The sequence below is a fragment of the Stenotrophomonas sp. SMYL8 genome, from assembly GCF_036320065.1.
Classification (GTDB): Bacteria; Pseudomonadota; Gammaproteobacteria; order Xanthomonadales; family Xanthomonadaceae; genus Stenotrophomonas; species Stenotrophomonas maltophilia_A.
The window spans coordinates 96202-121341 of sequence record NZ_JAWIRR010000002.1; the positions used below are offsets into that span (position 1 = coordinate 96202).

Below are 25140 nucleotides of genomic sequence, written 5' to 3' on the forward strand. Positions count from 1 at the left end.
AACATGCGTTCTCCGGAGACCCCTCGCATGGACCGTTTGCTTTCCCGAGTGTTGCTGCTGCTGGCCGCGCTGGTTGCGTTGCCTGCTGCTGCGGCCGATGCCAATTGGTGGCAGGCCGAATGGAAGTACCGCAAGCCGATCACCGTCGACGCCGGCCCGCAGGGCGCGGGCCTGGCCGGTGACCCGGGCCGCACGCCGCTGCTGCTGCGCCTGCATACCGGCAACTTCGGTTTCGACGGTACCCAGGATGCGGGCAACGACCTGCGTTTCGTGTCGGGCGATGGCCGCACCGTGCTGGCCCACCAGATCGAACAGTTCGACCCCAAGCTGGGCCTGGCCCTGGTCTGGGTGGACGTGCCGGCGGTCAGCGCAGCCGCGCCGCAGACGATCTGGATGTACTACGGCAATGAGAAGGCCCCGGCCAGCGGCAATGGCCAGCAGGTATTCGACCCGGACTACACGCTGGTCTACCACTTCGCCGAAGCCAATGCGCCGGCGCGCGACACCACGGCCTACGGCAACAATGCCGGGGCCGTCGTGCCGCCGTCCGAAGGCTCGGTGATCGGCCGTGGCGTGCAGCTGGGTGCGGGCCCGCTGCCACTGCCTGCCAGCGCGTCGCTGGCGCAGGAAGCCGGCGCGCCGCTCACCGTTTCGGCCTGGATCAAGCCGGGCAGCAACAACGCCGCACAGGCGATCTACGCCCGTCGCGACGGCGCTTCGGAACTGGTGCTGGGCATCGAGAACCGGGTGCCATTCGTGCAGCTCAATGGCCAGCGCAGCACGCCGGCGCAGCCGATTCCGGAAGGGCAGTGGGCGCATGTGGCGCTGACCGCGGAGAAGGGCGCGTTGCAGCTGTACCTCAACGGTCGCGTGGTGGCCCAGCTGAGCGGCGAGCTGCCGGCGCTGGGCAGCGCGCCGGTGGTCGGTGCCGATGCCGCGGGCGCGGCGCAGCCACTGGCCAACTTCGAGGGGGCGCTGGATGAGCTGCGCGTCTCGCGTGTGGCACGCCCGGCGGCGCTGCTGCTGGCCGACGCCACCGCGCAGGGTGCCGATTCGCGCCTGATCAGCTACGGTGCCGATGAGCAGTCGGCCGGCCAGAGCCACTTCGCCTTCATCCTCAAGGCGATGCCGTTCGATGCGTGGGTGGTGGTCGCCATCCTGGGCCTGATGATGCTGCTGTCGTGGGCGATCATGATCGCCAAGAGCCGCCACTTCGGCCGTACCAGCAAGGCCAATGCCGTATTCACCGAGAGCTTCGGCAAGCTGTCCGGCGTGCCGTTGCGCACCCTGTCGGACATGGATCGCCAGGGCAAGGCACCGACCGCCATGCACGATGGCTCGTTGTGGCGCATCTACCAGGTGGCCATCGATGAAATGCAGCAGCGCCACCAGCGCGACGGCAACAGTGGCTACCTCAGTGGCGCCACCATCGCCGCGATCCGTGCCTCGATGGATGCGGTGATGGTGCGCGAGCAGGAAGCGATGGCGCGGCGCATGAACTGGCTGTCGACCACCATCGAAGGTGCGCCGTACGTGGGCCTGTTCGGCACCGTGATCGGCATCATGCTGGTGTTCGTGGTGGCGGCGATGGCCGGCGCGGTGGACATCAACTCGGTGGCGCCGGGCATGGCCGCGGCGCTGCTGTGTACCGCAGCCGGCCTCGGCGTCGCGATCCCGGCACTGTTCGGTTACAACTACCTGGGCGCGCGTGCCGAAGCGATCGGCGCGGACATGGCGGTGTTCATCGACGAGTTCGCCGCGCGCCTGGCCGAAGAGCAGGACGGGCGCGGCCCGGCCGCGGTCCAGGGCTGAGGGGCGCGCCATGGGCCAGAAGGCGAAGTTCGGCATCAAGAAGCGCGAGAAGGGCATCAACGTGACGCCCTTCGTCGATGTGCTGCTGGTGGTGCTGGTGATCTTCATCCTGACCAGCAACGCCTCCATCCCCGGCATCGAGGTCAACCTGCCGAAGGCCAGCAACAGCGTCGCATTGGAGAAGCCGAAGACCAAGGCAATCACCATCGACCCCAGCGGCCAGGTGTTCCTGGATGCCTACCCGGTGACCATGGCCGAGCTGGAGGATCGCCTGCGCACCGAGCGCGCGACCACGCCGGACTTCCCGGTGATCGTGCGCGGGGATGCGCAGGTGCAGTACGCCCGCGTGGTCGAGGTACTGGACCTGCTGCGGCGGCTGGAGCTGGCCCAGGTCGGCCTGGTCACCGGCAAGGCGCAGGGCTGAGGCATGACGGCCCATCAACCCCCTCGGCCGGAGCCCGGCATGCGCGGTCGCCAGTTGCTGGTGACCGTCGCGCTGGTGCTGGCCGCGTTGCTGGTGCTCGGCATCGCGGTGTGGTGGCTGCTGTTCAAGGACACCGCCAGCACCCGTCGGCCGGTGGTGCAACCGCCGATGCTGGCGCTGCCACCGCCGCCTCCGCCGCCACCCCCGCCGCCGGAAAAGCCGCCAGAGCCGGAAACGCCGCCGGAAGAGACGATGCCCGAGCCGGAGCCGCTGGATCAGCCGACGCCCGCTGAAGAGCCGACGCCGACCCCGGACAACGCTGACCCGGTGACGATGAATGCCGACGCGCAGGCCGGTGGTGACAACTTCGGTATCCAGTCCGGCAGTGGTGGCGGTTCGTCCGGCGTTGGCCGTGGTGGCGCCGGCAACGCTACCTACGGCCGCTACCTGGGCTACCTGATGCAGCAGGCGATCTCGCGCGACGACAAGGTCAAGCGCCTGGCGTTCCAGCTGCAGGTGAATGTGTGGCTGGCCAACGACGGCCGCTTGGAAAAGGTCGAACTGGTACGCGGCAGTGGCAACGAGGAGGCCGACGCGGCCGTGCTCGATGCCCTGCGTCGCATCGGCAAGGTTGACCAGGCACCGCCGCCGTCACTCAATTTCCCCGCCCGCGTCCTGATCCAGGGCCGCCGGCCCGGGGCCTGATTCCCGACCTCCGTGATTTCCCTTCTTTCGATGAGAACCGTGATGAACGACCACGTCCGCGCACGAACCGACTCCCGCCGCCCGCGGCCGGCCCGACGGGCGCTGCTGTGCTGCGCCGTGCTGCTCAGCCTGGCCGCCCCGGCCGGTGCGATGGCCGCCGAAACCACCATGGTCAAGCTGATCAAGGGCCTGATCGCCAGCGGTGCGCTGAAGCCCGAAGATGGCCAGGCATTGCTGGTGCAGGCCGAGGCCGAAGCAGCGGCCGCACAGCGCACTGCAGCCACGGACAGCACCGCGGCGAGTGGTGGCGTGGCCCTGGAGGCCGGTGACGTGCGCGTGCCGTACGTACCGCAGAGCGTGCGCGACGGTATCCGTGACGAAGTGCGCCAGGACGTGATGGCGCAGGCGAAGTCGGAAGGCTGGGCGGCACCCAACGAAGTGGCCGAGTGGACCAAGCGCATCAAGGTCACCGGTGACATGCGTGTGCGCAGCGAGTCGCGCTTCTACTCCGAGCGCAACAGCGACATCGTGAGCAACTGGTCGTCGATCAACGCCGGCAACGGCTTCGACACCAACACCAATACCAACCTGCAGCTGCCGCCGCTGCTCAACACCCGCCAGGACCGCCGCAACCTGTGGCGCATCCGTGCCCGCCTGGGCATCGAGGCAACCATTGGCCAGCACACCACGGCCGGCGTGCGCTTGGCCAGCGGCAGCAGCAATGGCCCGGTGTCGACCACCGAGCAGCTGGGTGGCGGCCTGAGCAAGAAGGACGTGTGGCTGGACCAGGCCTGGCTGGCCTACAGCCCGGCGGACTGGGTGACGGTGCGTGGCGGCCGCTTCGGCAATCCGTTCTGGACCAGCGACACGCTGTTCTCCAACGATCTCAATTTCGATGGTCTGGCCGCGAACCTGAAGTATGACTTCGATGGTGGCGACCTCGACCTGTTCGGCAACCTCGCGGTGGTACCGCTGGAGTACACCTCCGACAGCTCGCCGAGCCAGAGCAAGGTCAAGACTCCGAACGAGAACAAGTGGCTGTCCGGTGCCCAGGTGGGCGTGAACTGGCGCTTCAACGATGACAACGCGCTGCGTGCTGCGCTGGGCTACTACGACTTCAAGAACATCAGCGGTCGCCTGTCCTCAACGTGCTCGCTGTATTCGGGTGCGGTGGGCTGCGACACCGACTGGTCGCGCCCGGCGTTCATGCAGAAGGGCAACACCCTGATGCTGATCCGCAACATCGCGCGCAATCCGGTGGATCCGGCCGGTACGCCGACCCCGCAGTATGTCGGCCTGGCCTCGGCCTTCCGCCTGGCCACGCTGAACCTGCGCTGGGATACACAGCTGGCGCAGGGCATCGGTCTGCGCCTGGATGGCGATTACATCCGCAACCTGGCCTACGACAAGCAGGCCATGTTCAGTCGTGCCCAGAACGGCATCGTCAACAACTACGGCGCCGGCGATACTGTCGGCATCGATACCTTCCGCAGCGGCGACACCGCCTGGATGCTGCAGGCCACCTTCGGTGCCACCGAGCTGAAGGAGAAGGGCCAGTGGCAGGCACTGCTGGGCTACAAGCACATTGAGGCCGACGCGTTGCCCGACGCCTACAACGATCCGAACTTCCACCTGGGCGGCACCAACGCCCGCGGTTACTACGTGGGCGGTGCCTACGCGCTGGACGCGCGCAGCTGGATCAGCGGCAAGTGGATGGCGGCCAAGGAAGTGTCCGGTGCGCCGCTGTCGATCGACGTGTTCCAGCTGGAGTTCAACACCGGCTTCTGAGTGGCGGGCGTGATGCGGATCACGTAGTGCGTGGCGGGGGCGCAGCGATGCGCCCGTCTAAGGAAAGGAGACCACGCGTTGTTCAAAAGGAGGAGTGGATGAGCCGTCGCAAGCTGTTCGAGAGTCCCGAACCGTCCAGCCAGATGCTGGGTGTTGGACCGGCCTATGTTTCAGTGGAGGGCCTGCGCCAGCACCTGGCCGAGTTCCTGCTGTATGCGGGCCGGCCGGTGGTGATCATGCGCGGGCGCAGCGAAGTGGGCTATTTCCTGCCGGCGCGCTGCTGGCGTCAGCGTGACGATGATCCGCTGGCCGCCGCCGCCGCCGACCAGCTGCTGGATGCGGCCGGTTTTCAGGCAGAAGACATCCAGCAGGTGGAGCAGGAATTCAACGCGATGCGCCAGCGCACCGTGCTGCATTCGCGGCGCTGAGCCTTCCGTAGAGCCGGGCCCATGCTCGGCTTTTCGGGCGGTTGCACGCGACGTTGGCAACAGCCCCTGTCGTTGTCTTCGCCTCTACAGTAGATCCACGCCATGCGTGGATGGCACACGCCCGGCCGCAGCTACAACGCCAGCACCTGTCCCGGTTCCAGCGCCTGCAGAAATGCGTCGTCATGCGACACCACCACCAAAGTGCCCGGGAACACCCGCAGCACCTGCAGCAAGTGCATCCGCAGCGTCATGTCCAGGTTGTTGGTGGGTTCGTCCAGAACCAGCAGCGTCGGGGGTTTGGCCGCCATCAATGCCAATGAAAGCCGCGCCCGTTCGCCACCGGACAATGCGGACACGGGCGTCTGCGCCGTGGCATCGCCGCGGAACAGGAAGTCGGCCAGGTGCAGCCGGCACTGGGTCTGGCTCCAGTCCGGCATCTGGGCAGACAGCGCCTGGAGAGGCGTGGCCTGCATCGGCAGGTCCCGATAGTGCTGGTCGAGCAGGGCGATCTGATCAGCTGGCGGCAGCAACCAGTCACCATCACGGCAGATGCTTGGGTCGCCGCACAGCGCGCGTGCCAGCGTGGACTTGCCGCTGCCGTTGTCACCGGTGATCGCCAGGCGATCGCCGACATCCAGGCGCAGATGCAGTCCACCCAGCACCGTTTCCGTGGCATGCGCCACGCTGGCGTCGGTCAGCTGCACCACCACTCCCTCACGTCGCCAGCCGGCCGGCAACGCGAAAGTGGGCTCGATGATGGTCTCGCGCTGCAGGTCATTGCGACGAGCCTCGATGTCTTCCTGCTGCTCACGGATCTGCAGTTGCTTGCTGCCGGCGGTGGTATTGCCACGGCCGAGCTTGGTGGCTGAACGGACGCCGCCCCACTTGCGCTGTTCGACCTTGCGCACGCCGCGTTCCCGCGAGCTCGCGGCGCGCTGCTGTTCGCGCATCAACGCCTCATGGGCCTGGCCGCGCTCCTGATCCAGCTGGCGCAGCTGCCGGTCGCTGGCCTCGCGTCGCTGCTGCAGGTCCGCCTGATAGTCGCGGTAGCGACCGCCGAAGTGGCTCACGCGCCCGCCACGTATGTGCCAGAGCTCATTACAGAGCGCATCGATCAGGGCTTCATCGTGGGTGGACACCAACAGCGCGCCATGGAACTGGCGCAGGCGCGCGATCAGCGAGCGGCGTGCACTGCGGTCCAAGTGATTGCTGGGTTCATCCAGTAGCAGTACGTCGGGGTCGGCATCAAGCGCGCGGGCGAGCGTATGGCGCATCTGCTCGCCGCCGCTGCGAGAGGAGTCATCGAGCACGTGCTGCGGCACGTAGGCGATGCGTGCGCCATCGCGCCGGATGATGGTCCCACCACTGGGCACCAGAGTACCGGCCAACATCTGCAACAGGCAGCTCTTGCCGCTGCCGTTGTCGCCGATCAGGGCGATGCGGGCACCTGAGGGCAGGTGCAGGTTGACGTCGGCCAGCAGGGCGCGGCCGTTGAAATCCAGATCCAAAGCATGGGCACGTAACATCGCGTGCGGTCCTCCTGTTGCTGCGCGCTCACTGCATCCGAACGCGGACGCGCAGCTTGGAACAGGGGCGAGGCCGGCACAAGCGAGGAACCGGCCAAGATCCGCCGCAGGTGGGCCAGACCTCCTTCAGCCGCGCTCACTGGTGATGCGCGCACCTTCGCGCATCACCAGCGTCACCGGGGTCTTTTCCACCACCTCCAGCAACCGCTGCCACTGCGCATCGCTCAGCTCGGCGCTGGCATGCAGCACGCGGTGCACGTGGAAGCGTCCATCTTCGTCGCGTTCCGAGCGCAGCTCGGCATGGAACTCGCCCAGTTCCCAGCCCTTGCGCTGTGCATACATGCGCAGGGTAATGGCGGTGCAGGCGGCCAGCGAGGCCAGGTACAGATCGAACGGGGCGAAGCCCTTGCCCTGGCCGCCCAGCGAGGCAGGCTCGTCCGCATCCACATCAAAGCTGCCATTGCTGATGTGGTGCAGGTAGTTGTCGCCGGTTGAAACAATGCGTGCGTAGGCCATCAGGGTCTCCTGCCATCTGTAGAGTCGAGCCGTGCTCGACTGCTTCAAAAGACGGCGCGGGCCACCTGCCTGCGCCGCCACGAATTCACTCGGTACGATCGTACGAGAACTGGATGCCGGCGGTACCACCGGTTTCGATGAAGAGGTTCATGAACGCGGGAACCGTTTCCGAACGCGCCCAGTCGCGCTGCAGCTCGCAGAACAGCTGCGGCACGCTGATCAACTGGCCGCCGGCCTGTTCGATGCGGCGTAGTGCTGCGTCATGCGCCGCCAGCGAGGTACCGCCGACGGCGTCGACCACCACATACACCTCATAGCCTTCTTTCAGCGCATCCAGGGCCGGGAAAGTCAGGCAGGCCTCGGTCCACAGTGCGGTCATGATCAGCTTGCGGCGGCCGGTCGCCTCCACCGCCTTGCGGAACTCGACGTCCTCCCAGGAATTGATGGTGGTGCGGTCGTAGGTGGGGTAGTCGCCCAGCACCTTGCGCAGCTGCGGAATCGGCGGCTTGTTCAGGCCGGTCTTGACGTTCACCGTCGAATGCACGATCGGCAGACCGTAAGCCACAGCGGCCTTGGCGGTGCCGACGATGTTGTTGACCAGCAGCTGGCGGTCCATCGAGGCGATGGAGTTCACCTGCACCGGCTGGTAGTCGATGATGATGAAGGCGGAATTCTGCGGGGTCAGCAGGTGGTCGCTGGCCGGATCGCGGATCGGTTCACTGGACATGATGGGTCTCCGGTTGGGGGGAGTGCCGACAGCGGGCCGGCACCCCGGGGGGCAGCTCAGCTGCGCTGCGAATCCAGCTGCTCCTGGTTCTTCTGCACGTCCTGCGCCTTCAGGTAGCTTTCGATCAGCAGCTGGTAGTTCGGGAAGATCTTCGTGTAGACCTCGGCCCACTGCTGGGCATCGTCGCGGTTCCAGGTGCGCTGGATCTCCGAGGCCACCGCGGCGGTGTCCATCGGTACCACACCGGCCTGCACCACGCGGGCCAGGGTGATCTCTTCGGCCATCTTCGAATAGGTGCCCGAGGCATCGATCACCGCGAACACCTGGTAGCCATCGGCCACGGCGGCGATCGACGGGAAGGCCATGCACACGCTGGTGATGGTGCCGGCAATGATCAGCTGCTTGCGGCCGGTGGCCTTCACCGCAGCAACGAACTCCGGGTTGTCCCAGGCATTGATCTCACCCTTACGCGCTACATACTGCGCATGCGGGGCGGCCTCAGGGATCTCCGGAATCAGCGGACCGTTCGGGCCCTGCGGGACCGAGGCGGTGGTGATCACCGGCATCTTTGCCAGCGTGGCCATCTTCGCCAGCGCAGTGGCGTGGGCGCGCACGCTGGTGAATGGCATGTCACCGATGGTCTGGAACAGGCCGCTCTGGTGGTCGATCAGCAGCATCGCGGCGTTGTCCGGATCGATCACCGGGCGGGCACCGTTGAAGTTGGCGGGGGTACTCATGGTCGGTCTCCTGGGGAAGGTGGGCGATGGCCCGTTGGCGCGGCGGGTCATCACCCGCCGCGCGGAAGCGCTCAGTGCGCGATCTGGCCGAAACGGCCGCTGTTGAAGTCGTTGACCGCCTGTGCGATCTCGGCCTGGCTGTTCATCACGAACGGGCCATAGCCCACCACCGGCTCGTCGATCGGCTCGCCGCTGAGCAGCAGCACAGTGGCGTCGCTGTCGGCGTCGACGAACACGTCCTCGCCGCTGCGGTCGAAGGTGACCAGCTGTGCTTCGCCGACCGGTTGGCCGCCGTTGATCCGGACCGTGCCCTTCAGCACCACCACCGCCAGCGTGCGGCCATCGGCCACCGGCAGTTCGGCGTGGTGGCCCTGCTGCAGGCGGATGTCCCAGACATCCATCGGCGTGTGGGTACGTGCCGGACCGGCGTGGCCGTCGAAGCGGCCCGCGATGACACGCACGCGGCCGGCGCCCTCAGGCAGATCCACCGAGGGAATCTCTGCGTCAAGCAGGGTCTGGTAGCCCGGTGCGCCCATCTTGTCCCGCGCCGGCAGGTTGACCCACAGCTGCACCATGTCCAGCGTGCCGCCGCGCTTGCTGAATTCCGGCGTGTGGAATTCCTCGTGGAGGATGCCGGAGGCAGCCGTCATCCACTGCACGTCACCCGGGCCGATGGTGCCGCCGGCCCCGGTCGAATCGCGGTGCGCGACCTCGCCCTCATAGACGATGGTGACCGTCTCGAAACCGCGGTGCGGATGCTGGCCGACCCCACGCGGGGTATCGCTGGGGGCGAAGCTGTACGGGCCGGCATAGTCCAGCAGCAGGAACGGGCTCAGGTGCTGGCCGTGGGTGTTGTAGGAAAACATCGAGCGGGCGGGGAATCCATCGCCCACCCAGTGCGGGCGGGGGGCGCTGTAGGTACCGGTGACACGCTTCATGGCGATCTCCTGGCCGGGGCTGCCGGCCGCTGTTCTTCGTTGCAGGAGACGATATCGCCGCGACAATTGGGCCGGTAGACGCCAACATTTGCCGTCATAGTCCTATCTGGTGAACAATGGCGGCAGGCCGTGGGCCGCAGGAGATCGCCCCGTGTTCATCGCAGATATCCGCCGTTGTGACCTCAACGACCTGTTCTATTTCGCCATGGTGGTCGAGCACGGCGGCTTCTCGCAGGCCGGGCGGGCGCTGGCCATGCCGAAGTCGAAACTGAGCCGGCGCATCGCGCTGCTGGAAGAACGGTTGGGCGTGCGCCTGATCCAGCGCTCGACCCGGCGTTTCTCGGTCACCGAGGTCGGCCAGGACTACTACCGCCACTGCAAGGCGATGCTGGTCGAGGCCGAGGCCGCAGAAGAAGCCATCGCGATGTCGCGCGCCGAGCCGCGCGGCACCATCCGCCTGGCGTGCCCGATCGCGATCCTGCACGCGCGCATCGGCCCGATGCTGGCCGACTTCCTGGCCCTGCACCCGCAGGTGACGGTGCAGCTGGACGCTACCAACCGCCGCGTGGACGTGGTGGGCGAGGGTGTGGACGTGGCGATCCGGGTACGGCCGCCGCCATTGGAAGACAGCGACCTGGTGGTGCGCGTGCTGGCACGCCGGGTCTGGTGCACCAGTGCCAGCCCGGCGCTGCTGCAACGGTTGGGCACGCCGCAGGTGCCGGCCGACCTGGCGATGATGCCGACCGTCGATCTGGCCTCGCCCAGTCAGCAGCATGTGTGGGAATACAGTGGGCCCGGCGAGATCCAGGCCAGCGTGCATCACCGCCCGCGCCTGGTCAGCGATGACATGATCGCGTTGCGCGCCGCCGCGGTGGCCGGGGTCGGGCTGTTGATGCTGCCGCGGATGATGATCACCGATGAGCTGGAGAGCGGGGCGCTGCTGCCGGTGCTCCCCGAGTGGGTGCCGAAACACGGCATCGTGCATGCGGTGTTCCCTTCGCGGCGTGGGCTGCTGCCGGCGGTACGCGCGTTGATCGATTACCTCGCCGAGCGTTTCGAGGCGTTGGACGAACCGTAGGCTCCGCATCCACGCATGGCGTGGATCTACTGGATCCGGCGCCGCCTGGGAGATCCACGCCATGCGTGGATGATCCTGGTGCCGCGCGACGGGCTTTCGCTTGCCGCCTGCGGCCGCGCAGCCCACAATCCATGTCCGGACCGTCGCCATCACGCCCATCATTCCCCGGTCCGGCCTTGGCACCTATGTCTCCCAATGCCCTGGCGCTGGTCGAGCTGCTGATCCGCGAGCGCCGTGCGTTGTCTCGCTTCATCGCGCGCTATCTCGACCCGGCCAGTACCGAGGACACCCTGCAGAACCTGTACCTGAAGGCCAGCAGCGTGCCCGGTGATCCACCGATCCTGGAGCCGCGCGGCTATCTGTACCGGATGGCCTATCACCATGCGCTCAACCGCAGCCAGGCCGACGCCCGCGAGCGGCGCGCGATGGCCGAGTACGCCACCGACATGGCCGAGGCGGGCCACGACGGCGAGGCGCAGGCACTGGACCAGGCACAGCTGCGCGAGATCACCCAGACCATCCTCGCGCTGCCAGCGCAGGTCCGCGAGTGCTTCGTGCTCAACCGCTACCTGGGCCTGAGCGAGCGCGAGATCGCCACACGGCTGGGTATTTCCAAGAGCCTGGTCGGCAAGCACGTGCTACGCGCGGCACTGTTGATCCAGCAGCACCAGCAGGGAATGCATTGATGAGCGGCGATTGCCGTGGGCAGATCGCGCCCGCCATTGTCACAACAGGAAAGCGCACCCGTTCGCGGTGCGGCAGGCCACAACCATGACCACGTCCGAACCCTCGCCGCGTCAGGCCAGGCAGGCGTTGCGCTGGGTGATCCGGTGCAGTGCAGGCCCGCTGCCGGAACGCCAGCAACGAACCCTGCAGCGCTGGCTGCAGGCCGATCCACGCCATGCGCTGGCCTGGCGCCAGCAGACGGCGTTCTGGCGGGGGCTGGATGCCGCCGGGCCCGAGGTGCTGGCGGCGCTGCCCGAGCTCACCACCGATCGCGAGGGCCTGCGCCCGATCGCGCCGCGCCGTCGCCTGCCATGGCTGCTGGCCAGTGCCGCCGCCGTCGCACTGATGGTGACGGCGGCACCGCACGCGCTGCTGCTGGCACGCAGTGACCTGCGCAGCAGCGATGCACCACGCGTGGTGCAGCTGGAAGACGGCAGCACCGCCGTACTCGATGCGGGCACCGCATTGGCGGTCGAGTTCGACGGCCAGCAGCGTCGCCTGCGCCTGCTGCGCGGGCAGGCCTGGTTCGAGGTGGCGCACGAAGCTCGCCCGTTCCAGGTCGAGGCCGCGGGCGGCCGGGTCCGTGATATCGGCACCGCCTTCAGTGTGTCGATGCAGGACGCCACGGTCACCACCCAGGTCAGTGAGGGTGTGGTCGAAGTGCGGCCGGGCGATGGCAGTGTGCAGCGCCTGCATGCGGGGCAGTCACGGGCGTTCCGTGACGGTCGCTGGCTGGAGACTGTGCGGCTGGAAGATCCCGAGGCCGTGGCGCCATGGCGGCGGGGCGAGGTAGTGATCGATGATCAGCCGGCCACGCAGGCCATCGCCGATCTGGCGCGCTACCATCGCGCCCCGGTCTGGGTACTGGGTGGGCAGGGTGCAGGCGTACGGGTCAGTGGCTTGTTCCACCTGCAGCAGCCGGAGACGGCCATCGATGCGGTGGCCGCGCAGGCAGGACTGCGCGTGCAGCGCTTGCCCGGCGGCGCGCTGGTGGTGTGGTGAGGCCCGCGCAGCACCTGGATGAACGGGCCGCATGAAAAAAACATGAAAAAACCGTGGGCACCTGCAGTGTCCCGCTGTCTATAGAGGTATAGCCAGAGCGAAACACCGTTTTTCCTCAAGCCAGACACACCACCGGCACCGGATGTGCCCGTGGTCCAGCCACGCTTGAGGAGTTCCTGTCCATGCCGTCCACGGCATCTGCCTGTCATCGTCGCGCCACCGTTCTGGCCCTGGCCGTTTCCACCGCATTGCTGCCGCTGGCCTGGGTGCCGGCCGTGCAGGCACAACCGGCGATCGTCGCGCCGGTGCGCCAGTACGCCATCCCGGAGCAGCCACTGGCTGATGCCGTACGTGCCTTTGGCCGCCAGGCCGATGTGCAGGTGGTGTTCCGCAGCGACCTGGTCGAAGGCCGCCGCTCCAGCGCAGTGAAAGGCGAGTACAGCCAGATGCAGGCGCTGCAGCAGCTGTTGCGCGGCAGCGGCGTGCGCGCACAGCGCGGCATGGACGGCACCTGGAGCCTGCGGGCCGCAGCGGAGGCGGGTGAAGGGGAAGGGGTGCGGGTGACCGAGACACTGGACGTGGCCGGTCGCCTTCAGTCGGAAGGGGGTGAGGCCCGCGATCGGCGCGGCTACGATGATGTGTTCGCGCTGGACCTGACCACGGCGTATTCGGGGCGCGACCGGGTGGAGCGCTACCGCGGCTCCAACCCGGCCGACGTGGTCAAGGATCTGGTCGGCGTGTTCAGCGGCGATGCGCGCAACAGCGGCGCGCTGGACATCAACATCCGCGGCATCCAGGGGCCCGGGCGGGTGCCGGTCAGCATCGACGGTGGCGAACAGGCGCTCACGGTCTGGCGTGGCTACAACGGCGTCAGCAACCGCAACTACATCGATCCCAACCTGATTGGTGGCATCCAGGTCATCAAGGGGCCAGGGCTGGTGCGCGATGTGCACAGCGGGATCGGTGGTGCGCTGGTGATCAAGACCATCGACGTTGACGACATTGTTGCTGCCGGCGAGCGCTTCGGCGGGGAGCTGAAGATCGAAGGCAGCAGCAATGCGGTGGCCCCACGCCTGCCTCGCCTGCACACCGGCGAGGACTACCGAAACGTACCGGGCTTCCCGCAGGGCTCGCCGAACTCGCCCTATGACGACCGCACCCTGGTGGTGCCGGTGAAGTCGCGCAGTGGCAACAACCCCTTCGATGGCGAAGACCAGGCCTGGCGGTTGGCACTGGGCGTACGCGGCGACAACGTCGACCTGATGGCTGCCTACGCCTGGCGCAAGCGCGGCAACTACTTCTCCGGCAGCAAGGGGAGCGCGTACTACGACCAGGACCGGCGCGAGCAGTACGAGTACCAGGGCATCGACTACATCACCACGCTGGCGCGTTACTTCAAACCGGGCGATGAAGTGCCCAATACATCCAGCGAACAGGAGTCGTGGCTGGTCAAGGGCAGCTGGCAGATCAACGATGACCAGCAGTTGAAGGCGACCTGGCGGCGCACGCTGTCGCACTACGGCGAGATCATGCCGTCGCGCATCCTGTCGGCGCCCGACTACGGACGCATCCAGTGGCCGCTCAGCCGGGTTGCGTCCGATGCCTGGAACCTGGAATACCGCTTCCAGCCGGCCGGCAGCCGCTGGCTGGACCTCTACGCCAACCTGTGGCGCACCGAGACAGACAGCGATACCTATACCGCCGGTGGGTTTCCCAATTTCGCACCGGGCAATCCGGCGTGGAATCCCGGGGTCAGCCCGATCCTGCGCAACACCGCACTGGCAAATGCGCGCAATGACCGCACCGGCCTGACCCTGAGCAACCGCTTTGCGCTGCATTCCACCCTGGACCTGACCGTGGGCGGCAACTGGCAGTACGAGAAGCTGGGTTCGCGCGACCCGTACTTCGGCACGACCGATGGATGGCGCATGTTTCCACGTGCTGGCCGGCGCCAGGAGGGCGAAGGCTATCTCAACCTTGAATGGCGTCCGGTCGACTTCCTGACCCTCAACGCCGGCGTTCGCTACAGCCGCTACTGGGCCTTCGATGATTTCCTGCAGGCGCATCCGGAGCTGCTGACCAAGGGATTGGGCAGCAAGGAGGCGACCTACCGGACGAATGAGCTGCCCGAGCGGCCGGCCAGCCTGCAAGCGGAGATCGATGCACTGGAGGCCGAACGCGAGTTCTGGGAGAGCATCGGCATGGGTTCGGTGATTGACGATGCACTGCATGGTCTGCTGGCGTACTACGAGACGCCGCAGGCGGTGGAACATCGGCTTCCGTGGTTGCCCGATGCCAACGGCAACTATGCCCGTGCGACCAACCCCTGTCTCAACGGCAGGGTGGCGGCGATACCCGGCGTGCTGCCGATCTACCCCGGCAGCGACCTGGTCTGCAATATCGGCAACACCATGCAGTCGCGGCCGGTGGACGGGCGCAATGACCGCCGCCGCGATCACGCGTGGTTGCCCACTTTCTCGGCCACGGTGAACCTGTCCAGGGCTGCGCGCGTCTACCTGCGCTACAGCGAAGCAGTGCGCTTCCCCAGCATGTTCGAAAGCACCATCGCTTTCTCCAGCAGCCTCAATCCGCTGTACACGCTCAAGCCCGAGCATGCCTACAACTACGAGCTGGGCTACGTGCACAACCTGTCGGGCCTGTTCGGCAACACGGCCGATGCCGACGTCAAGCTGGCCTATTACGTGCACAAGACCCGCAACGTGATCGAGCGCGACGCCTACTTCCTGTTCGACAACATCGACAAGCAGACCATCCGCGGCATCGAGCTGCAGGCACGCTTCGACAACCGGCGGTTCTTCACCGACCTGGGTATTTCGCGCACGCTGGAGAACGAGGTGTGCGACGAAAGCACGGCAGTGCTGCTGGACGCCAACCGTGGCCTGGTGCCGAACTGCGTGCAGGACGGTTTCGTCAGTGGCTACCTGCTGACCCAGGCGATTCCGAAGTTGTCGGTGAACCTGTCGCTCGGTACGCGCCTGTTCGATGAACGGTTGGAACTGGGCAGCCGCATCGTGCACTACCAGCGCCACGAAAACCCCGACCTGCAGGCCTACCGCGACCGGTTGATGGCCGGTGGCAGCAGCCTGCTGTGGCAGAACGTGCCGTTCACCTGGGGCAACATCACCACCGTCGATGCATACGCGCGCTGGCGCTTCAACGAGCACGCCAGCGTCGAGCTGGTGGGCAGCAACCTCGGCAACCGCTACTACGTCGACCCGGCCACGCGCTCCACGCTGCCGGCGCCGGGCCGCACCCTCAAGCTCGGCATCACCGCGCGCTTCTGACCTCCCGCTTTCAAGCGTTGTACCCGTAGTTCCCACAACCCAAGGAGCAATACCATGAAGATGATCTCCCGCTCGGTGCTCGCCGTTGCTGCCACCTTTGCCCTGGCCGGCGCCGCGCATGCCGCTGACATCGTCGGTGCGGCCAGCCCGGTGACCGACGCCGAGCTGTACGTCGCCGTCGGCGAATCGCAGGTCAACGGTGGCCCGCACCAGGCAGGCAAGGCCGGTATCGGCGTCGGCACCGTGTCCAACGCAAAGCCGGTCGATTTCCAGGGCCTAAGCCTGTACTCGGGCACCACCACCGTCAATGGCACCGCCGTGCGTACCCTGGCCATGCCGATCACCGGCGCACCAGGTAGCCATGCCGGCATGGGCCACTTCAACTTCGTCAAGGTCGGCAGCGGCGATGTGTGGTTCGGCGAATGGTCCAAGGATGGCGCCGCCGGTGGCTTCAACAACCGCCAGGTGTACTTCGTCGGTGACCGTGCCGGCACCACGCTGCCCGCCGGTGTGGCCACCTACAGCGTCGCGGGCCTGAACAAGTTCAACGGCAGCAACCTGCTGTCCGGCACCTTCCGTGCGGACTTCGGCAGCGGCAAGCTGCTCGGCGGCCTGACCGGTGGCGGCCTGGCGATCAACGTCAACGCCAACATCAACGCCGCCAACGCCTCGTTCGCGGGTACCGCCACCGCCAACGGCACCGTTGCCGGTGCCACCCAGGGCCAGTTCTTCGGCGCCAACGCCGCCACCCTGGCCGGTATCGCCACGTTCGCCGGCAACAGCCAGTACGACACCGCCTTCGGCGGCAGCAAGAACTGATCGCCACGCCCCTGACGGGGCAGGGCAGGGACAAGCCGCGATCCGCCAGTCCCTGCTTCGGCCCGCTGCATGCACCACCACGGATCGACCATGCGCCACTCCATCTTCCTTGTCGTACTGCTGTTGGCTGCCACCGATGTGCGCGCCCAGCAGGACGATCTTCGACGCGTGCTTGAACAGGGCACCGACCTTCGCCACCAGCAGCAGGACCAGCAGCGCCTGCAGCAGGCCGAGTCGGCGCGGCCGACCATCACCATCGATGGCCAGACGCTGCGCGTGGAGCGCACCGTCGACGATCTGGGCCAGGCGCTGTACCTGTCGCTGCAGCATCAGCAATGGGGCGCCGCGCAACGCTTCCTGGATGAATACATCGAACTGCCTGGCCACGACCCGTTGCTGCGCCACTATGCGCAGGGCGGCCTGGCGCGGGTGGCCGGCAATCACCATCGCGCGGCCAACGAGTACGAAGCGCTGCTGGAGGCACAGCCGGATTTCCTGCCGGCCCGCCTTGAATTGGCGCGCGTCTACGCTGAGGACCAGCGCGATCGCGATGCGGTGGCGTTGTTCACGGCGATCGCGGATGGCATCAATGCCGATGACCCTGCCACCGCAGGTGTACGCGGACGGGTGGACGCCTATCTGGCTGCGCTGCAGGCGCGCCAGCGCTGGAAAGGCGCGCTGTCCGCCGGCCCGGCATGGAGTGACAACATCAACCGTAGTTCGGCCAGCCGCACCTGCCTGTTCGGGGTAGGCGACACCTGCATCATCCAGCGCAATCTTCCCGATGCCCAGCGCGCCATGGGCCTGGACTACGACGGTAACCTCGAACGTCGCTGGGCCCTGAGGGGCCACCATGGCGTGTACGTGCGTGGCCTTGCATTCGGCCAGGCATGGCGCGGGCAGAGCGCCTACAACGAGCTAAATGCCAACGTGCAGGCGGGTTACAGCTGGCGTAGCGCACGGCATACCCTTCAGATCGCCCCCAGCTATGACTATCAGAGCCTCGGCAACCGGGCCCTGCAGGGCGGCAGCGGGCTGCATGGCGAATGGCAATATGCCCTGGATGCGCGCAGCCTGCTCAAGCTGGAGGCCGACTGGAAGCGCCAGCGGTATCGCCAGCAGGGGCTGGCCAGCAACTACGACGGCGAGCTGGCATCGTTGTATGCCACCTGGTTCCGCGCGTTCAATCCGCGCTGGACGGTGTTCGCCGGGCTGGATGTCACCGGCAGCAGCGCAGCCGACCCGGCCAACGGCTACCGCCAGCGCGGCCTGCGGCTGGGCGCGGCACGGCAGTGGAGTGGCACCACGGCCACGGTGTTCGTGTCGCTGCGCCATCGCGATTACGATGCCTGGAGTCCGCTGCTGGAGGCGCGCAGGCAGGACGACGAACAGAACCTGATCGCCATCGTGCGCAGCGAGCGTCTTGCCGTGGCCGGGCTGGTACCCAGCCTGAGCCTGCGCTACGCGCGCATCGACAGCAACGTTGGCTGGCTGTACAGCCACGACCGCAGCCTGCTCAGCCTGAAGTGGGAGCGGGCCTTCTGAACACGCCGCTGCAATGCCGCGGTGAACGGGCCGTGGCCGCGATCTTCATCCATCATCACGCGCTCTTGTAGCCCGGTTCGCGCATCCTGCGGGCGTTGCGGCAGAGCTGGGCCGCGTGTATCGAGGAGCGCCGGTCGTGCTGGAAGCGGGCAACAAACCAGAGGGCCTGAAAGGGCTGCGTGTACTGGTGGCGGAGGATGAATTCGCCATCGCGATGTTCCTGGTCGACTATCTGGAGCTGAAAGGCGCACAGGTGGTGGGGCCGGCCGGTGACCTGCAGGCGCTGGGGCAACTGGTCGATACCCATCCCATCGATGTGGCATTGCTGGACATCAACCTGGGCGGTGAGCAGGTCTATCCGCTGGCCGATCGGCTGGCCGAGGCGGGTACGCCCTTTCTGCTGACCTCCGGTTACGACGACAACCTGCCCAGCCGCTTCGCCAGCGCGCCGCGCTGTACCAAGCCTTATCACATCGAAACCCTGGTGCAGCAGCTGGCCGGGCTGGTGGCGGCGCCGCAGGTCTCTGCGGGCATCGCCTGATTGCGCGGCATGTCGCGCGGTCCTGAAGGCATCCACGCTGCCAAGCTGCGTGGCTCGATGCCACCTGCGCCGCGCCTGCATGCGCGCCACGATGGCATGGCCGCGCGCATCGCCCGCCACGACTGGTCGTCCACGCCATTGGGTGCCTGTGAGCAGTGGCCGCCCCACCTGCGCGCCACCGTCGACCTGATGCTGGCCCATGGCTTCCCGATGATCGTGCTGTGGGGCGAGCAGCTGGTGCAGCTCTACAACGATGGTTATGCCGAGATCCTGGCCGACAAGCATCCCGGCGGGCTCGGCCAGCCGACCCGCGAGTGCTGGCCCGAGGTGTGGCATATCAACGGGCCGATCTACCAGCGCGTCTGGCAGGGCGAAACCATCACTTACGAGGACAAGCTCTATCCTCTGGCGCGCCGAGGGCGGTTGGAGGACGTCTGGTTCACCATTACCTACAGCCCGATCCGTGGCGAGGAGGGGCGCATCAACGGCGTGTTGGTGACCATGTTCGAGACCACAGCGGCACATGTGGCCCAATTGGCACGCGAGCGCGAAGAGCAGAAGCGGCGGGAGGCGGACCGGCGCCTGGCATTGGCCTTCAAGGTGCTGCCGGTAGGTGTCTGCATTGTCGACACCGAGGGGCGCTTGCAGCTGTCCAACGACCAGATGCGTGCCTACCTGCCCAGCGGCAAGGTGCCTTCCACGGATGAGGTGAACCTGCATCGATGGCGCGGGTGGCATGCGGACGGTAACGCCATCGAGGCGCACGACTTCGCCATCGCCCGCGCGATGCGCGGCGAGACCGTGGTGCCGGGGCTGGAGTTCCAGTACCTGCATGATGATGGCCGCGCGCGCTGGACCCGCGTCGCTGCCGCGCCCCTGCGCGATGGCGACGGTGAGGTCAGCGGGGTATTTGCCATCGCGGTGGACATCGACGACCTCAAGCGTGCCACTGAGTGTCAATCGGTATTGCTGGCCGAACTGCAGCACCGGGTGCGCAACATCATGTCGACCATCCATGCCATTGCCTGGCGGACCCGCGAGTCGGTCAGCAGTGTGGATGAATACGCTGAACGGTTGTGCGGGCGACTGATGTCGCTGGCACGCACGCAGAGCCTGCTGACCCGTGGTGCCAATGCCGGCGTCTGCCTGCGTGGCATGCTCGACGAGGAGATCGCTGCGCAGACGCCGGCAGCGGCCGCCTACCGCCTGCAGGGCGAGGACGTGCTGCTGCCGCCGAAAGCAGCCGAAGTACTGTCCCTGGCGATCCACGAATTAGCGACCAACGCGCTGAGGCATGGCGCGCTCACCCATGAGGATGGCCGGATCGAGGTCACCTGGGATCTGCAGGTTCAGGCCGGCCAGCCATGGCTGGGCCTGCACTGGTGCGAGCGTCATGCCGAGGTGGAGGACTGGGAGCTGCCCCGCCAGCGCGGCCTGGGCCGGGCGCTGATCGAGCAGCGCGTGCCGTACGAACTGGCTGGCAGCGGGGAGCTGCGCTTTGGCCCACAAGGCCTGGATGCCTGGATCCGCTTCCCGTTGCGGGAGCGCGACAGCCTGCTGCAGACCGATGCTCCGGGCGCGGCGGCGGAGGGTTCCGTCAGGTAAAGGTCCATTTATCCCCAATTGGGCCAAATTGGGCATAATGGCCTCAACTATCCCCGTCTGGAGCCGTGCCATGACCCTGCCGCTGGATCTGCCTGGCCTCGAAAAGGCCCCGGCCTCGTCGGTGAAGACCCGTGGCTGGCCGAGCCTGATGCGCACCGTGCGCGAGAAGCAGGCACTGGTCATCACCAACCATAATCATCCCGAAGCGGTGATCGTGGATATCCGCACATACCAGGAGCTGCTGGCCAAGGCCGCTGGCGGTGACGCCGGTGAGCGCAGTGAAGAACTGCTGCGCCTGCGCGGTGAGTTCGACCAGACCCTGGCCAGCCTGCAGCGCGGTGAGGGGCTGGGCAAGGTGCTGGGCCAGCCGATCCGCCGTGGCCGCAAGGTCACCCTCGGCCGTCCGCTCTGAACGATGGGGCGGATCCTGGTGCTGGCCGGCGTCAATGGCGCCGGCAAAAGTTCGCTGCTGGGTACCTGGCTGGAAGCCGAAGGACTGAGCTGGTTCAACCCCGATTCGTTCACCCGCCGCCTGGTCGAGGCTGGCTGGCCGCTGCCCGAAGCCAATGCCGAGGCCTGGCAGGAAGGCACCCGCCGCCTGCGCCAGGCCATGGCCGATGGCACGGACTTCGCCTTCGAGACCACGTTGGGTGGCAACACCATTCCACGCCTGCTTCGCGAGGCCTGCGAGCACCATCACGTCGCGATCTGGTTCTGTGGCCTGGCCACGGTCGAGCTGCACATCGCCCGCGTGGCGGCGCGGGTAGAGGCCGGTGGCCACGATATTCCGGTGGAAAAGATCCACGCCCGCTTCGATTCGGCGCGCGAGAACCTGTTGGACCTGCTGCCGCACCTGGCTGAGCTGCATGTCTACGACAACAGCGCGCCGGCCGACGCAGAAGGCTGCGTCGAGCCGCTACCGGTGCTGGCGATGGCGCATGGCCAGCTGCAGTACCCGGTCTCGGTGGCCGAACTGCTGCATACGCCGGACTGGGCCAAACCGATCGTGATGCGTGCGATGGAGTTGGACACCCCGCAGTAGATCCGCGCCGTGCATGACTTGCGCCACCGGAGCTGCGGTTAGACTGACCGCACAATCAAGGAGGATGACATGCACGGACCAGCGACGTTCCGCTCCACTTCGATCTGTCTGGTGCTTGCTGCGCTGGCACTGTCCAGCCTGACGGCGACGGCCGCACCTGCCGCGTCCAAGCGGGTGGTGCCGCCGCCCAGCCTGGTACAGGCCTACCACGCCGCCGAAGCCAACCTGCGGCTGATTCCCGGCGACGACATTGAATCCGATTTCCGTCCGGTGTGGACCGCTGTTGCCGACCTCGATGGCGATGGCCGTGCCGAGGTCGTGTACTTCTACACGTCCACCTACACCGGCGGCAGCTTCGCGCAACGCAATGTGGTGGCGGTGATGACGGCGCTGACAGCGAACGATCCGCGCGGCCAGGAGAACCCGAACAGCCTGTCGCCGGTGGAAGCAGAGGACTATGCCGCCATCCGCCAGTATGGCTATGGTGACGACGCGGTTGAACAGATTCCAGGCGCCATCCGCGCGATCCGCATCCAGGGGGATCGCATCATTGTCGATTTCACCGTCAGTGCCGGGGCGACGGTCTGCGAATGGAAGAGCCCGAACCGCCACGTCTGTCCGCCGGACGGAAACTACACCTGGACGCTGCGTTGGACGCCGGGGAAGCTGACCCGCATCAAGAAATAGCGCCAGGTAGCGCCGGGCGTATCCGCCCGGCGCCGCAGGCCCCATGTAGATCCAGGCCATGCGTGTGGCATTTCGCGGCGAGCCTCAGGCCGGCTTCACCTGCTCAGGCTCAGCAACGTCCGGCAGCGGCGGCAGGCTCGGGTCCACCGTGACCGGCACATCGCTCTTCAACAGCGCCGCAGCTTCCCTGTCGCTGCCGACGGCCGGCGGTGAACCACGCAACGGCAGGCCGGCGGTTTCCTTCACGAACAGCATCGTGATCAGGCCGACCACCGCCGCGCCCATCAGGTAGTAGGCCGGCACCAGCGGGTCGCCGGTACGCTCCACCAGCCACGCGGTCACCAGCGGCGTGGTGCCACCGAACAACGATACCGAGACGTTGAAGGCGATCGACAGCGCGCTGTAGCGCACCGGGGTATAGAACAGCGCCGGCAGCGTGGACGGCATCGAACTGGTGAAGCACACCAGCGCCAGGCCCAGCAGCATCAGGCCAAGGAAGATCATCCAGTCGTTGCCGCTGCCGACCAGCAGCAGGCATGGAATCGCCAGTACCAGCAGCGCGATGCAGGCGCCGATGATCATCGGCCGGCGGCCCAGCTTGTCACTGAACAATCCGCCGACGATGTTCAGCGGCATCATCACCAGCATCACGATGATGATCAGCAGCAGGCCTTTGCTCTCGGCGTAGCCCATGGTGACGCTGAGGTAGCTGGGCATGTAGGTCAACAGCATGTAGTCGGTGACGTTGAACACCAGCACCAGGCCCATGCACACCAGCAGCTGGCGGCCGTGCACCTGGATCAGCGCGGCCAGCCCGGGCCGGTCGTGCTCGCGCTTCTCGGCTTCCTCGGCGAAGGCGCGGAATGCCGGGGTCTCTTCCAGCTTCATGCGCATGTACAGGCCGAGCAGGCCGAGTGGGCCAGCCACCAGGAACGGAATGCGCCAGCCCCAGTCCAGCATCTGTGCGTTGCTCAACAGCATGTGCAGTGCGGTGACCGTACCGGCGCCGGCGATGTAGCCGCCCAGCGTGCCGAACTCCAGCCAGCTGCCCATCAACCCGCGGTTGCGGTCGGTGGAATACTCGGCGATGAAGGTGGCCGCGCCGCCATATTCGCCACCGGTGGAAAAGCCCTGCACCACGCGCGCCAGCAGCAACAGCACCGGCGCCCAGATGCCGATGCGCTCATAGGAGGGAATCAGGCCGATCGAGAACGTGCCCAGCGCCATCAGGATCATGGTGAACGCCAGCACTTTCTGGCGCCCGTAGCGGTCGCCGAGTGGGCCGAACACCAGGCCACCCAGCGGGCGCACCAGGAATGCCACGGTGAAGGTGGCGAAGGCCGCGATCACCTGCGCGGTGGGATTGCTCGATGGGAAGAACACCTGGCCGATGGTGACGGCCAGATAGCCGTAGACACCGAAGTCGAACCACTCCATGGCATTGCCGAGTGCAGCGGCACCGACGGCGCGCTTGAGCATGGGCTTGTCGACGACGGTGATCTCATCGACCTTCAGGTGGCGGCGGCGTTTGAACCAGCCGAAGTGGGCATGGGAATCGGGCGTGTCCTGCATAGGGGCTCCCTTGTAGGTATGGAATAGGGGAATGGGTGCTGTGGTGTGTCCCGGAAATCGGAAACGGCGATGCAGGCGCAAGTGGCGCAGGGGCATCGGAAGGCGGCGTGGGGGCCGGGGAATGTGTGCAGGCGCAACGCCACGCGCACGGCAAAGCACCGCCGCAAGGGCGGAAACGCGGCAACGGGATCACAACGGCCGCGCAGTTGGCAGCCGCGTGTCACATCAGCGTGTGGGGAAGGCAGGCCGTGGGCCTGCGGGCGTCATCCGCCGGGATCCAGCGCGAGGCGATGGAAATGCAGGGCGGGAGCAATCGTGGCAAGCGAAGCGCCGGTCGGCAGTGCTTCCCACGTAACAGGTGCGCCCGTCACGTAGTGGGTCGTGTCGATCATCCGTTCATCATAACGGCACCGGCGTGAGCGTGCAGCGAAGCGGGCTGATCTGCACGCTGTGTTCCACGTCGCCTGTTCAGAAGGCTCAGGCCGACTTCGCCAGCAAACCGAACACCGTGCAGGCCATCGCCAAGGCGCCCGGCAGTGCCAGTTTCCGCGTGACCAGTGCGGCGCCGATCATGGTAAGCACCGAGAGCATGATGGCCAGGGCGAAAAACGGTTGGCCCTGCAGGAACTGGTGGATGCATCCGGCGCAGCCGGCAATGGCCAGGCTGGTGGCGAAGCAGACGTGGAACAGTGAGCCAGCGTGCACAGAGGTTCCTCGCGATGATGGAGGCCATAGCGGCAGGCCTCCCGGTAAATTTAGGGCGGATTTCAGATTGCGATGACGGAATCACATCCTGTACGCGCTCTGGTGACATCGGCGTGCATAAGGTGGAGCACACACCCACTTTTCAAATTGATGGAGGATGCAATGGCGCGGACGATTCCCGAAGGAACGCTGATCGTGGTAGCCGACGGTGGTTCGGCACGGGTGTTTACCAACGTGGGCAGCAACCATCAGTTGACCCTGAAACAGGAGGGCGAGCTGCGCCTGCAGGACATCAGTGAGCAGGGCGTGTCCGGGCAGGGGCCTGCGGGTGCCGTGCCGAAGGACATGTCGGTCTCGCAGCTCAACGAGGCGACGTTCGCCAAGCAGGTGGCCGAACAGCTCAATGAGGATGCCTTGAAGAACCGCTATGCGCACCTGGTGTTGATCGCCGACCCGACCACGCTGGGTCGCATTCGTCCGCTGCTGCATAAAGAGGTCCAGGCGCGATTGCTCGGGGATATTGCCAAGGACCTGACCAACGCGCCGCTGGAAGACATCCAGAAGGCACTGGCGGCGTAGCGCTCATGCCGTTCATGCGTGATCACCTTCCGAACGAGCCCACCTTTGCGGGGGTGGCGGCGCAAGCTGGGTGGCAGGTGCTGGAGTTCGGTGCGCCCTGGTGCGGTCATTGCCAGGCCGCGCAGCCCGCGTTGCAGGCCTTCGTCGAAGCGAACGATCTGCCGCATTGGAAGATCGAGGATGGCAAGGGAAGGCCATTGGGGCGAGCGTTCAAGGTGAAGCTGTGGCCGACAGTGGTGCTGCTGCGCGATGGAGAAGAGGTCGCGCGGGTGGTGAGGCCGCTGGACAGTGCGGACCTCATGTCGTTGCAGAGCGCGCTTCCCGGTTGATGAT

At 66.6% G+C, this 25140-nt stretch carries 26 protein-coding genes; 18 read left to right on the forward strand and 8 right to left on the reverse strand.

Going from position 1 to position 25140, the window contains the following annotated elements:
• Nucleotides 1–27: 27 nt before the first annotated feature.
• From V3B25_RS02495 to V3B25_RS02515, 5 genes are all read left to right on the forward strand, one after another.
• The gene (locus V3B25_RS02495) at nucleotides 28–1812 is read left to right on the forward strand and encodes a MotA/TolQ/ExbB proton channel family protein (RefSeq protein WP_049422984.1); all 1785 of its coding nucleotides are present in this window, start codon (nucleotides 28–30) and stop codon (nucleotides 1810–1812) included.
• 10 nt (nucleotides 1813–1822) lie between these two features.
• Entirely contained in the window at nucleotides 1823–2236 is a 414-nt protein-coding gene (locus tag V3B25_RS02500; RefSeq protein ID WP_005409874.1) for a biopolymer transporter ExbD, read from the forward strand.
• Nucleotides 2237–2275: 39 nt separating this feature from the next.
• Complete coding sequence (locus V3B25_RS02505; protein WP_329809973.1) at nucleotides 2276–2941, forward strand: cell envelope integrity protein TolA; 666 nt, start codon at nucleotides 2276–2278, stop codon at nucleotides 2939–2941.
• A gap of 42 nt (nucleotides 2942–2983) precedes the next feature.
• Nucleotides 2984–4729, forward strand: a complete 1746-nt coding sequence (locus V3B25_RS02510) for a putative porin (RefSeq protein WP_121503435.1) — start codon at nucleotides 2984–2986, stop codon at nucleotides 4727–4729.
• Between the two features lie 98 nt (nucleotides 4730–4827).
• Nucleotides 4828–5157 (forward strand): hypothetical protein, encoded by a 330-nt coding sequence (locus V3B25_RS02515; RefSeq protein WP_005409871.1) that lies wholly within the window; start codon nucleotides 4828–4830, stop codon nucleotides 5155–5157.
• A 131-nt stretch (nucleotides 5158–5288) separates the two neighbouring features.
• Here the strand turns inward: V3B25_RS02515 and V3B25_RS02520 are convergent, their stop codons facing one another.
• The 5 genes from V3B25_RS02520 to V3B25_RS02540 all read right to left on the reverse strand — a co-directional run bounded on the left by V3B25_RS02520 (nucleotide 5289) and on the right by V3B25_RS02540 (nucleotide 9601).
• On the reverse strand, nucleotides 5289–6683 hold the full coding sequence (locus tag V3B25_RS02520) for an ATP-binding cassette domain-containing protein (protein ID WP_329809974.1): 1395 nt from the start codon (nucleotides 6681–6683) through the stop codon (nucleotides 5289–5291).
• A gap of 126 nt (nucleotides 6684–6809) precedes the next feature.
• Entirely contained in the window at nucleotides 6810–7199 is a 390-nt protein-coding gene (locus V3B25_RS02525) for an OsmC family protein (protein WP_032129425.1), read from the reverse strand.
• A gap of 85 nt (nucleotides 7200–7284) precedes the next feature.
• Nucleotides 7285–7926, reverse strand: a complete 642-nt coding sequence (locus V3B25_RS02530; protein WP_005409869.1) for a hydrolase — start codon at nucleotides 7924–7926, stop codon at nucleotides 7285–7287.
• Nucleotides 7927–7982: 56 nt separating this feature from the next.
• On the reverse strand, nucleotides 7983–8663 hold the full coding sequence (locus V3B25_RS02535; RefSeq protein ID WP_329809975.1) for a hydrolase: 681 nt from the start codon (nucleotides 8661–8663) through the stop codon (nucleotides 7983–7985).
• Between the two features lie 71 nt (nucleotides 8664–8734).
• Nucleotides 8735–9601, reverse strand: a complete 867-nt coding sequence (locus V3B25_RS02540) for a pirin family protein (RefSeq protein ID WP_329809976.1) — start codon at nucleotides 9599–9601, stop codon at nucleotides 8735–8737.
• A 151-nt stretch (nucleotides 9602–9752) separates the two neighbouring features.
• Here V3B25_RS02540 and V3B25_RS02545 point away from each other — a divergent pair, with 151 nt between their 5' ends.
• The 11 genes from V3B25_RS02545 to V3B25_RS02595 all read left to right on the forward strand — a co-directional run bounded on the left by V3B25_RS02545 (nucleotide 9753) and on the right by V3B25_RS02595 (nucleotide 21951).
• Nucleotides 9753–10679 (forward strand): LysR family transcriptional regulator, encoded by a 927-nt coding sequence (locus tag V3B25_RS02545; protein WP_071227968.1) that lies wholly within the window; start codon nucleotides 9753–9755, stop codon nucleotides 10677–10679.
• 185 nt (nucleotides 10680–10864) lie between these two features.
• A complete protein-coding gene (locus V3B25_RS02550) occupies nucleotides 10865–11365 on the forward strand; it encodes an RNA polymerase sigma factor (RefSeq protein ID WP_329809977.1) in 501 nt (166 codons plus the stop codon).
• A gap of 85 nt (nucleotides 11366–11450) precedes the next feature.
• Nucleotides 11451–12407, forward strand: a complete 957-nt coding sequence (locus V3B25_RS02555; RefSeq protein WP_329809978.1) for a FecR domain-containing protein — start codon at nucleotides 11451–11453, stop codon at nucleotides 12405–12407.
• A gap of 182 nt (nucleotides 12408–12589) precedes the next feature.
• Complete coding sequence (locus V3B25_RS02560) at nucleotides 12590–15712, forward strand: TonB-dependent receptor (RefSeq protein WP_329809980.1); 3123 nt, start codon at nucleotides 12590–12592, stop codon at nucleotides 15710–15712.
• Nucleotides 15713–15766: 54 nt separating this feature from the next.
• The gene (locus V3B25_RS02565; protein WP_049422975.1) at nucleotides 15767–16531 is read left to right on the forward strand and encodes a Slam-dependent surface lipoprotein; all 765 of its coding nucleotides are present in this window, start codon (nucleotides 15767–15769) and stop codon (nucleotides 16529–16531) included.
• 90 nt (nucleotides 16532–16621) lie between these two features.
• Nucleotides 16622–18076, forward strand: coding sequence for a porin family protein (locus tag V3B25_RS02570; protein ID WP_049422974.1), 1455 nt, complete (start codon nucleotides 16622–16624; stop codon nucleotides 18074–18076).
• A gap of 136 nt (nucleotides 18077–18212) precedes the next feature.
• Nucleotides 18213–18617, forward strand: a complete 405-nt coding sequence (locus V3B25_RS02575; protein WP_019337750.1) for a response regulator — start codon at nucleotides 18213–18215, stop codon at nucleotides 18615–18617.
• 9 nt (nucleotides 18618–18626) lie between these two features.
• On the forward strand, nucleotides 18627–20222 hold the full coding sequence (locus V3B25_RS02580) for a PAS domain-containing protein (protein ID WP_329809981.1): 1596 nt from the start codon (nucleotides 18627–18629) through the stop codon (nucleotides 20220–20222).
• Nucleotides 20223–20292: 70 nt separating this feature from the next.
• Complete coding sequence (locus tag V3B25_RS02585) at nucleotides 20293–20634, forward strand: type II toxin-antitoxin system prevent-host-death family antitoxin (RefSeq protein WP_005413623.1); 342 nt, start codon at nucleotides 20293–20295, stop codon at nucleotides 20632–20634.
• A 3-nt stretch (nucleotides 20635–20637) separates the two neighbouring features.
• Nucleotides 20638–21264: an AAA family ATPase gene (locus V3B25_RS02590; protein ID WP_329809982.1), complete on the forward strand. Its 627-nt coding sequence runs from the start codon at nucleotides 20638–20640 to the stop codon at nucleotides 21262–21264.
• A 69-nt stretch (nucleotides 21265–21333) separates the two neighbouring features.
• On the forward strand, nucleotides 21334–21951 hold the full coding sequence (locus V3B25_RS02595; RefSeq protein WP_201116319.1) for a hypothetical protein: 618 nt from the start codon (nucleotides 21334–21336) through the stop codon (nucleotides 21949–21951).
• Nucleotides 21952–22035: 84 nt separating this feature from the next.
• Here the strand turns inward: V3B25_RS02595 and proP are convergent, their stop codons facing one another.
• The 3 genes from proP to V3B25_RS02610 all read right to left on the reverse strand — a co-directional run bounded on the left by proP (nucleotide 22036) and on the right by V3B25_RS02610 (nucleotide 24228).
• Nucleotides 22036–23523, reverse strand: a complete 1488-nt coding sequence (gene proP, locus V3B25_RS02600; protein WP_329809983.1) for a glycine betaine/L-proline transporter ProP — start codon at nucleotides 23521–23523, stop codon at nucleotides 22036–22038.
• 263 nt (nucleotides 23524–23786) lie between these two features.
• Nucleotides 23787–23915, reverse strand: a complete 129-nt coding sequence (locus V3B25_RS02605; protein WP_256200907.1) for a hypothetical protein — start codon at nucleotides 23913–23915, stop codon at nucleotides 23787–23789.
• Nucleotides 23916–24000: 85 nt separating this feature from the next.
• Nucleotides 24001–24228: a hypothetical protein gene (locus tag V3B25_RS02610; RefSeq protein ID WP_049462507.1), complete on the reverse strand. Its 228-nt coding sequence runs from the start codon at nucleotides 24226–24228 to the stop codon at nucleotides 24001–24003.
• Between the two features lie 162 nt (nucleotides 24229–24390).
• Between V3B25_RS02610 and V3B25_RS02615 the strand changes: the two genes are divergently transcribed.
• Nucleotides 24391–24807 (forward strand): host attachment family protein, encoded by a 417-nt coding sequence (locus tag V3B25_RS02615; RefSeq protein WP_019337746.1) that lies wholly within the window; start codon nucleotides 24391–24393, stop codon nucleotides 24805–24807.
• Between the two features lie 5 nt (nucleotides 24808–24812).
• On the forward strand, nucleotides 24813–25136 hold the full coding sequence (locus tag V3B25_RS02620) for a thioredoxin family protein (RefSeq protein WP_049462508.1): 324 nt from the start codon (nucleotides 24813–24815) through the stop codon (nucleotides 25134–25136).
• The last annotated feature ends 4 nt before the right edge of the window (nucleotides 25137–25140 follow it).

Excerpts from the sequence above, each read along its gene's own strand:
- V3B25_RS02495 (WP_049422984.1), top strand. The coding sequence starts at position 28 with ATGGACCGTTTGCTTTCCCGAGTGTTGCTGCTGCTGGCCGCGCTGGTT.
- V3B25_RS02500 (WP_005409874.1), top strand. The coding sequence starts at position 1,823 with ATGGGCCAGAAGGCGAAGTTCGGCATCAAGAAGCGCGAGAAGGGCATC.
- V3B25_RS02505 (WP_329809973.1), top strand. The coding sequence starts at position 2,276 with ATGCGCGGTCGCCAGTTGCTGGTGACCGTCGCGCTGGTGCTGGCCGCG.
- V3B25_RS02510 (WP_121503435.1), top strand. The coding sequence starts at position 2,984 with ATGAACGACCACGTCCGCGCACGAACCGACTCCCGCCGCCCGCGGCCG.
- V3B25_RS02515 (WP_005409871.1), top strand. The coding sequence starts at position 4,828 with ATGAGCCGTCGCAAGCTGTTCGAGAGTCCCGAACCGTCCAGCCAGATG.
- V3B25_RS02520 (WP_329809974.1), bottom strand. The coding sequence starts at position 6,683 with ATGTTACGTGCCCATGCTTTGGATCTGGATTTCAACGGCCGCGCCCTG.
- V3B25_RS02525 (WP_032129425.1), bottom strand. The coding sequence starts at position 7,199 with ATGGCCTACGCACGCATTGTTTCAACCGGCGACAACTACCTGCACCAC.
- V3B25_RS02530 (WP_005409869.1), bottom strand. The coding sequence starts at position 7,926 with ATGTCCAGTGAACCGATCCGCGATCCGGCCAGCGACCACCTGCTGACC.
- V3B25_RS02535 (WP_329809975.1), bottom strand. The coding sequence starts at position 8,663 with ATGAGTACCCCCGCCAACTTCAACGGTGCCCGCCCGGTGATCGATCCG.
- V3B25_RS02540 (WP_329809976.1), bottom strand. The coding sequence starts at position 9,601 with ATGAAGCGTGTCACCGGTACCTACAGCGCCCCCCGCCCGCACTGGGTG.
- V3B25_RS02550 (WP_329809977.1), top strand. The coding sequence starts at position 10,865 with ATGTCTCCCAATGCCCTGGCGCTGGTCGAGCTGCTGATCCGCGAGCGC.
- V3B25_RS02555 (WP_329809978.1), top strand. The coding sequence starts at position 11,451 with ATGACCACGTCCGAACCCTCGCCGCGTCAGGCCAGGCAGGCGTTGCGC.
- V3B25_RS02560 (WP_329809980.1), top strand. The coding sequence starts at position 12,590 with ATGCCGTCCACGGCATCTGCCTGTCATCGTCGCGCCACCGTTCTGGCC.
- V3B25_RS02565 (WP_049422975.1), top strand. The coding sequence starts at position 15,767 with ATGAAGATGATCTCCCGCTCGGTGCTCGCCGTTGCTGCCACCTTTGCC.
- V3B25_RS02570 (WP_049422974.1), top strand. The coding sequence starts at position 16,622 with ATGCGCCACTCCATCTTCCTTGTCGTACTGCTGTTGGCTGCCACCGAT.
- V3B25_RS02580 (WP_329809981.1), top strand. The coding sequence starts at position 18,627 with ATGTCGCGCGGTCCTGAAGGCATCCACGCTGCCAAGCTGCGTGGCTCG.
- V3B25_RS02585 (WP_005413623.1), top strand. The coding sequence starts at position 20,293 with ATGACCCTGCCGCTGGATCTGCCTGGCCTCGAAAAGGCCCCGGCCTCG.
- V3B25_RS02590 (WP_329809982.1), top strand. The coding sequence starts at position 20,638 with ATGGGGCGGATCCTGGTGCTGGCCGGCGTCAATGGCGCCGGCAAAAGT.
- V3B25_RS02595 (WP_201116319.1), top strand. The coding sequence starts at position 21,334 with ATGCACGGACCAGCGACGTTCCGCTCCACTTCGATCTGTCTGGTGCTT.
- proP (WP_329809983.1), bottom strand. The coding sequence starts at position 23,523 with ATGCAGGACACGCCCGATTCCCATGCCCACTTCGGCTGGTTCAAACGC.
- V3B25_RS02605 (WP_256200907.1), bottom strand. The coding sequence starts at position 23,915 with ATGATCGACACGACCCACTACGTGACGGGCGCACCTGTTACGTGGGAA.
- V3B25_RS02615 (WP_019337746.1), top strand. The coding sequence starts at position 24,391 with ATGGCGCGGACGATTCCCGAAGGAACGCTGATCGTGGTAGCCGACGGT.
- V3B25_RS02620 (WP_049462508.1), top strand. The coding sequence starts at position 24,813 with ATGCCGTTCATGCGTGATCACCTTCCGAACGAGCCCACCTTTGCGGGG.